We start from the raw sequence: 10,441 nt of genomic DNA, 5'->3' as shown, positions 1-10,441 counted from the left end.
GGTTCTGTCTGCCGAACCCGCACGCGCCGTGGCGTTTTCGCGCTCCCGGCAAACTTTGAGTATTGAATTCTTGTGTCAAGTATGTAACCTTATTCACAAGTGAGAATGCCATTTTCCACCGGTTCGGGAGAGACATGACCGCCGAAGCAACCACCGCCGCGCCCGCGCTGAACACCGACCGCAGGCTGCTGATCGACGGCGAGCTCGTCGGCACCGAGCGCACCTACCCCACCGGCAACCCGGCCACCGGCGAGCTGCTCGGGCACGCCCCGAACGCGGGACCCGCCGACACCGAGCGGGCGATCGCCGCCGCGCGCCGCGCCTTCGACACGACCACCTGGGCCACCGACCCCGGCTTCCGGGCCGACTGCCTGGACCAGCTCTACCGGGCGCTGGTCGACAACGTCGAGGAGCTGCGCGAGCTGACCATCGCCGAGGCGGGCGCGGCCCGGCTGCTCACCGAGCGGGCCCAGGTGGACGCCCCGCTGGAGATCGTGAAGCACTACGCGAAGCTGCTGCGCACCTACGAGTTCCGGCAGGAGCTCGGCGTGCTGGAGTCGCGCGGGGCGAAGCACCGGCGCTGGGTGGAGCAGGAGGCCGCGGGCGTGGTCTCCGCGATCATCGCCTACAACTACCCGAACCAGCTGGCGCTGGCGAAGCTCGCCCCCGCGCTCGCGGCGGGCTGCACCGTGGTGCTCAAAGCCGCCCCGGACACCCCGCTGATCACCCTCGCGCTCGGTGAGCTGATCGCGAACCACACCGATATCCCCGCGGGCGTGGTGAATGTGCTGAGCAGCGACGACCCCGAGGTGGGGCCGCTGCTCACCACGCACCCGGACGTGGACATGGTCACCTTCACCGGCTCCACCGCCACCGGCCGCCGGATCATGGCCGCCGCGGCCGCGACGGTGAAGAAGGTCTTCCTGGAGCTCGGCGGCAAGTCCGCCATGGTGCTGCTGGACGACGCCGACTTCGCGATGCCCGCCATGATGGCGGCCTTCATGATCTGCTCGCACGCCGGGCAGGGCTGCGCCATCACCACCCGGCTGGTGGTGCCGCGGGCGAAGCACGACGAGATCGTGGCCGCGGTGAAGCAGAGCATGGAGAACATCAAGCCGGGCGATCCCGCGCACCCGCACACCTACCTGGGCCCGCTGATCAGCGAGCGGCAGCGGGACAAGGTGCACGCGATGGTGCAGCGCGCCGTCGCGGAGGGCGCCACGCTGGTGACCGGCGGCGAGAAGGTCGACCCCGGTTGGTTCTACACCCCGACGCTGCTCACGAACGTGGACCCGGACAGCGAGATCGCCCAGGAGGAGGTCTTCGGCCCGGTCCTGGTGGTGCTGCCGCACGACGGCGACGACGACGCGGTGCGGATCGCCAACAACTCGATCTACGGGCTGGCGGGCGCGGTCTACAGCGCCGACGAGGAGCGGGCGGTCGCGGTGGCGCGGCGGATCCGGGCGGGCGCGTTCAGCGTGAACGGCGGGCTGTACTTCGCCCCGGACACCCCGTTCGGCGGGTTCAAGCAGTCCGGGATCGGGCGCGAGATGGGCACCGCCGGGCTGGAGGAATTCCTGGAGAGCAAGACCTTCGCCACGGTGGTCCCGTGAACGCGGCGCGTGCCGTGCGCGGAGACCGGGGCCGGTCGCCGGGAGCGCGGCGCCACCGGACCCGGCGCCGATCGGCCCGCGGGTGACGGCCACGGCGCCGGGCAGGCTGCGCGCTGTCGTCCGGGCGGGGTCGCGGCCCATGCAGGCCGTGGGCGGGCTCTTCGCCATGTCGGCCGACGCGGTCCGGTTCCTGTTCAAGCGGCCGTTCCAGACCCGCGAGTTCCTGGAGCAGTCCTGGTTCATCGTCCGCGTCTCGCTGGTGCCGACGCTGCTGGTGGCGATCCCGTTCACCGTGCTGGTCAGCTTCACCATCAATATCCTGCTGCGCGAACTCGGCGCCGCGGACCTGAGCGGGGCGGGCGCCGCCTTCGGCGCGGTCACCCAGGTCGGCCCGATGGTCACCGTGCTCATCGTGGCCGGTGCGGGCGCCACCGCCATGTGCGCCGACCTCGGCTCGCGCACCATCCGCGAGGAGATCGCGGCCATGCAGGTGCTCGGCATCGACCCGGTGCAGCGGCTGGTGACGCCGCGCATGCTCGCCTCCGGGCTGGTCGCCTTCCTGCTCAACAACCTGGTCTGCATCATCGGCATCCTGGGCGGCTACGTCTTCTCGGTCTACGTGCAGGACGTGAACCCCGGCGCCTTCGCCGCCGGGCTCACCCTGCTCACCGGGCTCGACGAGGTGCTCATCTCCTCGATCAAGGCGCTGCTCTTCGGGCTGGTGGCCGGGTTGGTCGCCTGCTACCGCGGGCTGATCGTGACCGGCGGCGCCAAGGCCGTCGGCAACGCGGTGAACGAGACGGTGGTCTACGCCTTCATGGCGCTGTTCGTGATCAACGTGGTGGTCACCGCGATCGGCATCCAGCTGACGGTCCGCTGAGGAGGCAGGCCGTGACCATCGCCGCGCGCTACCCCAAGTACATCCGCCGCATCCGGCGCCCCTACCTCGCGCTCGGCCGGGTCGGCGACCACGCGCTCTTCTACCTCCGCGCGCTGGTCTCCGCGCCCTACGCCGCCTGGCACTACCGCCGCGAGACGATTCGGCTGATCGCCGAGATCAGCATGGGCGCGGGGGCGCTCGCGGTGTTCGGCGGCACCGTGGTGATCGTCGGATTCCTGACCCTGGCCACCGGCGGCACGCTGGCCGTGCAGGGGTACAGCTCGCTCGGCAATATCGGCATCGAGGCGCTCACCGGCTTCCTCTCCGCCTTCATCAACGTGCGCATCTCGGCGCCGGTGGTGGCGGGCATCGGGCTGGCCGCGACCTTCGGCGCGGGCGCCACCGCGCAGCTCGGCGCCATGCGGATCAACGAGGAGATCGACGCGCTGGAGTCGCTGGCCGTCGAGCCGGTGGCCTACCTGGTCGGCACCAGGCTGGTGGCCGGGATGATCGCGATCACCCCGCTCTACGCGCTGGCGGTGATCGCCTCCTTCATCGCCAGCCGGGTGACGACGGTCTTCCTGCTCGGCCAGTCGGCGGGGCTCTACGACCACTACTTCGGCACCTTCCTGAACCCGATCGACCTGCTCTGGTCCTTCCTGCAGGCCATGCTCATGGCGCTGGTGATCCTGCTGATCCACACCTACTTCGGCTTCTTCGCCTCCGGCGGCCCGTCCGGGGTCGGGATCGCGGTCGGCAATGCCGTGCGCACCTCGCTGATCGCGGTCGTCTCGGTGACCCTGCTCGTCTCGCTGGCGGTCTACGGCGCCAACGGCAACTTCGACCTCTCCGGATGAGGACCCCGATGCCCCTGCGCACCCGCCTGCGCCCGTCGCCGGACGCCAAACGCGCCCTGGCCGGGCTGATCTCGATCGGCCTCGGCGTGGCGATCGTGGCCTTCGCGCTGCGCATGTTCGACGGCGGCTTCACCGACACCGTTCCGGTGACGGTGCTCTCGCCGCGCGCCGGGCTGGTCATGAACCCGGACGCCGACGTCAAGCTGCGCGGCGTCACCGTCGGCACCGTGGAGTCCATCGAGACCAGGGCCGACGGGCTGGCCGAGCTCCGGCTCGCCATCCACGCCGGGGAGCTGCGCGACATCCCCGCCGACGTGACCGTCGACATCGCCTCCACCACCGTCTTCGGCGCCAAGTACGTGCAGCTGGTCCCGCCCGCCCGGCCCGGCGGCGCGCACCTGGCCGCCGGGCAGGTGCTGGACGCGCGGCACGTCACCGTGGAGATCAACACGGTCTTCCAGCAGCTCACCACGGTGCTCGGGAAGATCGAGCCGGAGAAGCTGAACGAGACGCTCGGCGCCATCGCGGCCGCCACCAGCGGGCGCGGCGACCGGGTCGGGCAGATGCTCGCCGACCTGGAATCCTTCCTGGCGCAGCTCGACCCGGCGCTGCCCGCGCTCTCCGCCGACCTCGCCGCCGCGCCCGCCGTGCTGAACACCTACGCCGATGCCGCGCAGCCGCTGCTCGACACCGCCGCGAACGCGAGCAGCATCAGCCGCACCCTGGTGGCCGAGCAGCAGAACCTGGACGCCTTCCTGGTCGGGCTGATCGGGCTCGCCGACACCGGCAAGGCGGTGCTCGACGAGAACCACGGCGTGCTCGACAGCACGCTCGCCGCGCTGGTCCCGACCACCACCCTGACCAGGGACTACCGGGCGGCGCTCACCTGCTCGCTGGAGGGGTTCGGCGATCTCTCCCGCTCCAAGCCGGTGGATGTGCCCGGGCTCGGTCTCTCGGCCAACTTCATGCTCGGCATCGAGCCCTACATGTATCCGCAGCACCTGCCCAAGGTCGCGGCCTCCGGCGGGCCGCAGTGCTCGGTGCTGCCGGTGCCGTACGAGGGCAGGCCGCCGTACGTGGTCGCCGACACCGGCGCCAACCCCTTCGAGAGTGGCAGGCAGACCGTGGAACTGAACTCGGCCAGTATCCAGCAGCTGCTGTTCGGACCGCTGCTGACGGGGGCACCGCGATGAAACGGCGCAATGGCCCGCTGCTCAAGTTCGCCGCCTTCGCGGTGGTCATGCTGCTGCTCTCCGGGCTGCTCCTCATGGTGTTCGGCGACTACCGCTCCGGCTCGCGGACGGAGTACGCGGCGATCTTCGCCGACTCCTCCGGGCTGCGCCCCGGCGACACCGTGCGGGTGGCGGGCGTCGAGGTCGGCAGCGTGCGGGAGGTCTCGCTGCGCGCCGACCACGCCGTGCGGGTCACCTTCGACGCCGAGCGCACGCTGGCGCTCACCGCGGGCACCAAGCTCGCCGTGCGCTACCTGAACCTGGTCGGCGACCGCTACCTCGAGCTCACCGACGAGCCCGGCACCCCGGAGCCGCTGGCCGAGGGCGCGGAGATCCCGGCCGAGCGCACCTCGCCCGCGCTCGACCTCGACCTGCTGCTCGGCGGGTTGAAACCGGTGGTGCAGGGGCTGGACTCGCGCCAGGTGAATGCGCTCACCTGGTCGCTGCTGGAGATCGTGCAGGGCCGCGAGGGCACCGTCGAATCGCTCATGGCGCGCACCGCCTCCTTCACCGGCGCGCTCGCCGCCGACGGCCAGGTGATCCAGCAGCTCATCGACCACCTGAACACCGTCGTGCAGACGCTCGCCCGGGACGGCGACCGGTTCGGCGCCACCGTCGACCGGCTGGACCGGCTCGTCGCCGAGCTGGCCGCGGAGCGCGACCCGATCGGCGACGCGATCACCGCGCTGGACACCGGCACCGCCACCATCGCCGGGCTGCTCACCCAGGCCAACCCGCCGCTCGCGGGCACCGTGGACCAGCTGAACCGGCTCGCGCCGCTGATCGACGACGACAAGCAGACGCTGAGCGACGCACTCGGCCGGGCGCCGGGGAACTTCCGCAAGCTGGTGCGCGCGGGCACCTACGGCAACTTCATCCAGTACTACATCTGCTCGATCATCGTGCGGGTCAACGACCCGGCCGGAAACGTGGTGGTGCTGCCCGCGATCGAGCAGACGACCGGAAGGTGCAGCAGGTAATGCTGGAGTACCGCGGAAACCACCTCGCCAGGCACGGCACCGTCGGCGTCGTCCTGATGGTCTGCGTCATCCTGCTCGGGCTGCAGGCGCAGCAGTTCATCACCTGGGTCAGCACCGTCCGCTACCACGCGGTCTTCGCCGAGGCGGGCGGGCTCTCGGTCGGGGACGACGTGGTGGTCTCCGGGACGAAGGTGGGCCGGGTCGCCGCCGTCGCGCTGGTGGACGGCGACGCGCGCGTCACCTTCGCCGTCGACGAGACCGTCGTGCTCGGCGATGCCACCACCGCCAGGATCAAGACCGGCTCCCTGCTCGGGCAGCGGGTGCTCACCCTGGTCTCGGAGTACTCGGCGGGCTCGCGGCCGCTGCGGCCGTCGGACACCATCCCGGTCGAGCGCACCGGCTCGCCGTACTCGCTGACCGACGCCGTGGGCGAGCTGACCACCAACGTCACCGAGACCGACACCGAGGCGCTGAACCAGTCGCTGGACATGCTCGCCACCACCATGGATCGGATCGCCCCGCAGATCGGCCCGGCCTTCGACGGCCTCACCGAGCTCTCCCGCTCGCTGAACGGCCGCAATACCGCGCTGCGCGACCTGCTCGCCGCCACCGCCGACGTCACCGGCATCCTCGGCGAGCGCGGCGCCCAGGTGAACAGCCTGATCCTGAACGCCAACGACCTGCTCGGCGTGCTCGCCGCGCGCAGGCAGGCGATCGTGGAGCTGCTGGCCAACACCACCGCCGTCGCCGACCAGCTCACCCGGCTGGTCGCGGAGAACGAGGCCGAGCTGGCCCCCACCCTGGATCGGCTGAACTCGATCGCCGCCATGCTGCAGGAGAACCGGGACAATATCGCCGCGGCGCTGCCCGGGCTGGCCAAGGTCGCCATGACCCAGGGCGAGGCCGTCTCCGGCGGGCCGTTCTACAACGCCTACGTCGCGAACCTGATTCCGGCGCAGGTGATCCAGCCCTTCATCGACCAGGCCTTCGGGATCCAGCCCGCGCCGACCCAGGAGCCGCCCCGATGACCCGCAGAATCCTGCTCGCCTGCTGTGCGCTGCTGGTCGTGGCGGCGCTCGCCGTCGCAGGGACCTACGGCTACCGCGCGGCATTCGGGCCGCGCACCATCACCGCGGTGTTCAGCACCGCCACCGCCATCTACGAGGGCGACGACGTGCGGGTGGCCGGGGTGAAGGTCGGCCGGATCGCCGAGATCCGGCCCACCGGCACCACCGCCGAGATGGTGCTCGAGGTGCGGCGCGGGGTCGAGATCCCGGCCGACGCCAGGGCCGTCGTGGTGGCGCAGAGCCTGGTCGACGCCCGCTACGTGCAGCTCACCCCGTCCCACCGCGGCACCGGGCCGACCCTGGCGGACGGCGCGGTGATCCCGCTGGAGCGCACCGCCGTCCCGGTGGAGTGGGACGAGGTGAAGACCCAGCTCACCCGGCTCGCCACCGAGCTCGGGCCCGACGCCGACCTGGCCTCCAGCTCCACCGGGCGCTTTATCGACAGCGCGGCGCGGGCCATGGACGGCAACGGCGCGAAGCTGCGCAGCACGCTGCTCGAGCTCTCCGCGCTCGGCCGGGTGCTGGCCGACGGCAGCGGCGACATCGGGAGCACGCTGCGCGACCTGCAGCGGTTCGTGACGGCGCTGCGGGACAGCGATGTGCAGATCGTCGCGTTCCAGAACCGGCTCGCCACGCTGACCAGCGTGCTCGACGACAGCCGCTCCGAGCTGGACGCGGCGCTGGCGAGCCTCTCGGTCGCGGTGGGGGAGGTGCAGCGGTTCGTCACCGCCAACCGGGATCGGGCCACCGAGCAGGTGCAGCGGCTCACCGACGTCACCCAGAACCTGGTGGAGAACCGGGACGACCTGGAGCAACTCCTGCACGTCTTCCCGACGAGCATCGCCAACTTCTACAACATCTACAACCCGGACACCGCCACCGAGGCGGGCGTCTTCGTGCTGAACAACTTCAGCGACCCGATCCAGTTCGTCTGCTCGGCCATCGCCAGCCTGGAGAACGGCACCTCCGAGGAGGGGGCGCGGAAGTGCCGCGAGTACCTGGGGCCGGTGCTCGGGCTGCTGAACTTCAACTACCTCCCGGTCCCGGTGAACCCCGCGCTCGGCCCCACCGCGCGCCCGGAGAGCCTGATCTACACCGAGGACGATCTGATTCCCCGGGTGGTGGACACGACCTCCCCGCCCCCGCCGCCCCTCCCCGACCTCGGGGCCATCCTCTTCCCCGGAAGGTAGTGAGCCCGTGTCCACCTCCGGAAAACGTGAGTCGATAGCCCCCGCCGGGCCGCTGCGCGCGATCGCGATGGCCCTCGGTACCGCGGCGGTGGCGACGAGCTGCGCCTGGAACGGCGTCGAAACCCTGCCCCTGCCCGGTGCGCCGGGACAGGGCAGCGATGCCGTGACCATCGACGTGGAGATGGCGAATATCGGCACCCTGGTGCAGAATTCGCCGGTCTTGGTCGACGACGTCGTGGTCGGCAGCGTGAGCGACATCCGCCTGGACGGCTGGCACGCCGTCGTCCAGGCGTCGATCCGCCCGGACGCCGCCGTGCCCGCGAACGTCGTCGCCACCATCGGCCAGACCAGCCTGCTCGGCTCCAGCCACCTCGCGCTGAACACCCCGCCCGACGCGCAGCCCGCAGGCGAACTGGTTTCCGGCACCAGGATCGCGCTGAACAATTCGTCCACCTACCCCTCCACCGAGCAGACCCTGGCCTCGCTCTCGGTGGTGGTGAACGGCGGCGGCCTCGGCCAGCTCGGCGAGATCATCCACAGCCTGAACGACGCCTTCGACGGCAGGCAGGAACAGGTCGGCGCGCTCCTGGACCGGCTGAACACGATCATGGGCACCCTGGACGGCCAGCGCGCCGACATCCTCGCCTCGATCGACGCGCTGAACCGGCTCGGCGGCCGCTTCGCCGAGCAGCGCGACACCGTCACCCGGACCCTGAACGAGCTGCCCCCGGCCCTGGATGTGCTGATCGCCGAGCGCCCCGCCATCACCGACGCGCTGAACCGCCTGCGTGCCTTCAGCGACACGAGCACCGCGGTGGTCCGCGACGTGCAGGCCGACCTCGTCGCCAACCTGCGCAACCTGGAGCCGACGCTGGCCGCGCTGGCCGACGTCGGCCCGCAGATCGACGCCGCGCTGGCCTACGCGACCGTCTACCCGTACGGGCAGAAGACGATCGACGGCGCGGCGCGCGGCGACTACCTCAACCTGTTCGCGACCGTCGACCTCACCATCCCCCGGTTGCGGCGGGAGCTGCTGCTCGGCACCCCTTACGGCGACCCGACCGCGGTGGTGCAGGCCGCCGTCGGCGACCCCGGCTACGCCAAGCAGACCACCGATCCACTCCGCGTCGGCATCGGAGGCCGCTGAATGCTGCTGTCCCGCTTCGTCAAATTCCAGCTGGTCACCTTCGCGGTGCTCTCGGTGATCGGGCTGACCGTGATGGCGACGGTCTACATGAAGTTGCCGACGCTGGCCGGGGTCGGCACCATGCGGGTCACCGTCGAGCTGCCCGCCACCGGCGGGCTCTACCGGTTCGGCAACGTCACCTACCGCGGCGTCGAGGTCGGCAAGGTGACCTCGGTCGAGCTGACCGACGACGGAGTGCTCGCGCACCTCGCGATCGACTCCGGCCGCGACATCCCGGCCGACCTGGAGGCGCAGGTGCGCAGCGTCTCCGCCGTCGGCGAGCAGTACGTGGAGCTGCGCCCGCGCACCGACGCGGCGCCGTTCCTGCGCGACGGTTCGGTGGTCGCGCGGCGCGACACCACCATCCCGCAGCCGGTCGGCCCGATGCTGGACGCGCTGAGCGCGCTGGTCGGCACCATCCCCACCGACGCGCTGCACGACCTGCTCGGCGAGCTCTTCACCGGGCTGCACGGCGCCCAGTACGACCTGGAGACGCTGCTCACCTCGGGGCAGACCATCGCCACCGAGCTGAACGGGGTGGCGCCGCAGACCCGCACCCTGATCGAGGACGCGCGGCCGCTGCTCGACTCGCAGGTACAGTCGGCCGACGCCATCCGGATCTGGACCCGCAGCCTCTCCGGGGTCACCGCCCAGCTGGTCGCCAACGACCCGCAGCTGCGCGAACTGCTGCACTCCGGGCCGGGGTTCAGCGCGGAGCTGGAGCAGCTGCTCGGCCAGGTGCGGCCGACGCTGCCGATCCTGCTCGGCAACCTGACCAGCGTCGGGCAGCTCGCGGTCACCTACAACGCCGGGCTGGAGCAGCTGCTGGTGCTGCTGCCGCCCTCCATCTCCATGATCCAGGCGGTGCAGCCGAACCGGAACGCCTCCGGGCTCGGGCTCGGCGACTTCCGGATCAGCGGCGTCTCCGACCCGCCCGCCTGCACCGTCGGCTTCCTTCCGCCCTCGGAGTGGCGCTCGCCGGAGGACACCTCCGTCATCGACACCCCCGACGACCTGTACTGCAAGCTGCCGCAGGACTCGGATATCGCCGTGCGCGGCGTGCGCAACATCCCGTGCGCGAACAACCCGGACAAGCGCGCCCCCACCGCCGCGCTCTGCCACAGCGAGGAGGGGTTCGTCCCGCTCGCCACCGAGCAGCCGCTGCTCGGCCCCTACCCCCGCGACCCCAACCTGGAGGGGCAGGGCATCCCGCCGGACTCGCGCTACGGAACCGCGCCCGCCTCCTTCGGGACGGCGCAGTACGACCCGCACACCGGCAACTACCTGGGCCCCGACGGAAAGCTCTACCAGCAAACCGATCTCGCCGACAAGGCGGCGGTCTGGACGGACATGTTCCCGCACTGAGCGGACCCGTCCAAGCCGATCCGCGACCCGCACGGCCGCTGGGCGTGCCTACCTCCCAACACGCGTCGGGC

Annotated in this window: 9 protein-coding genes; all 9 read left to right on the top strand. The window is 71.3% G+C overall.

The features are described 5' to 3' along the window. Window positions 1-134 precede the first annotated feature (134 nt). The 9 genes from ACFUUZ_RS31060 to ACFUUZ_RS31020 all read left to right on the top strand — a co-directional run bounded on the left by ACFUUZ_RS31060 (window position 135) and on the right by ACFUUZ_RS31020 (window position 10,370). Window positions 135-1,613, top strand: a complete 1,479-nt coding sequence (locus tag ACFUUZ_RS31060; protein WP_378702502.1) for an aldehyde dehydrogenase family protein — start codon at window positions 135-137, stop codon at window positions 1,611-1,613. A 139-nt stretch (window positions 1,614-1,752) separates the two neighbouring features. Beyond that, on the top strand, window positions 1,753-2,493 hold the full coding sequence (locus ACFUUZ_RS31055; RefSeq protein ID WP_378702504.1) for an MlaE family ABC transporter permease: 741 nt from the start codon (window positions 1,753-1,755) through the stop codon (window positions 2,491-2,493). Between the two features lie 11 nt (window positions 2,494-2,504). Beyond that, window positions 2,505-3,350, top strand: coding sequence for an MlaE family ABC transporter permease (locus tag ACFUUZ_RS31050; RefSeq protein ID WP_378702500.1), 846 nt, complete (start codon window positions 2,505-2,507; stop codon window positions 3,348-3,350). 8 nt (window positions 3,351-3,358) lie between these two features. Continuing rightward, entirely contained in the window at window positions 3,359-4,543 is a 1,185-nt protein-coding gene (locus tag ACFUUZ_RS31045; protein WP_378702498.1) for an MCE family protein, read from the top strand. After that, window positions 4,540-5,562 (top strand): MCE family protein, encoded by a 1,023-nt coding sequence (locus ACFUUZ_RS31040; RefSeq protein WP_378702496.1) that lies wholly within the window; start codon window positions 4,540-4,542, stop codon window positions 5,560-5,562. Before ACFUUZ_RS31045 ends, ACFUUZ_RS31040 begins: the two co-directional genes overlap by 4 nt. Beyond that, window positions 5,550-6,590 carry an MCE family protein gene (locus tag ACFUUZ_RS31035; RefSeq protein WP_378702494.1) on the top strand — a complete coding sequence of 347 codons (1,041 nt, stop codon included), beginning with the start codon at window positions 5,550-5,552 and terminating at the stop codon, window positions 6,588-6,590. The genes ACFUUZ_RS31040 and ACFUUZ_RS31035 overlap by 13 nt, the downstream gene beginning before the upstream one ends. Continuing rightward, complete coding sequence (locus ACFUUZ_RS31030) at window positions 6,587-7,819, top strand: MCE family protein (protein ID WP_378702492.1); 1,233 nt, start codon at window positions 6,587-6,589, stop codon at window positions 7,817-7,819. The genes ACFUUZ_RS31035 and ACFUUZ_RS31030 overlap by 4 nt, the downstream gene beginning before the upstream one ends. A 7-nt stretch (window positions 7,820-7,826) precedes the next feature. After that, a complete protein-coding gene (locus ACFUUZ_RS31025; RefSeq protein WP_378702490.1) occupies window positions 7,827-8,966 on the top strand; it encodes an MCE family protein in 1,140 nt (379 codons plus the stop codon). Continuing rightward, window positions 8,967-10,370 carry an MCE family protein gene (locus tag ACFUUZ_RS31020; protein WP_378702488.1) on the top strand — a complete coding sequence of 468 codons (1,404 nt, stop codon included), beginning with the start codon at window positions 8,967-8,969 and terminating at the stop codon, window positions 10,368-10,370. It begins immediately after the preceding gene. Window positions 10,371-10,441 lie beyond the last annotated feature (71 nt).

It is taken from the genome of Nocardia sp. NPDC057353 (assembly GCF_042667085.1).
GTDB lineage: Bacteria > Actinomycetota > Actinomycetes > Mycobacteriales > Mycobacteriaceae > Nocardia.
The sequence above is the reverse complement of the archived record's forward strand: the minus strand, read 5'-3'. Positions and strand labels throughout refer to the sequence as shown.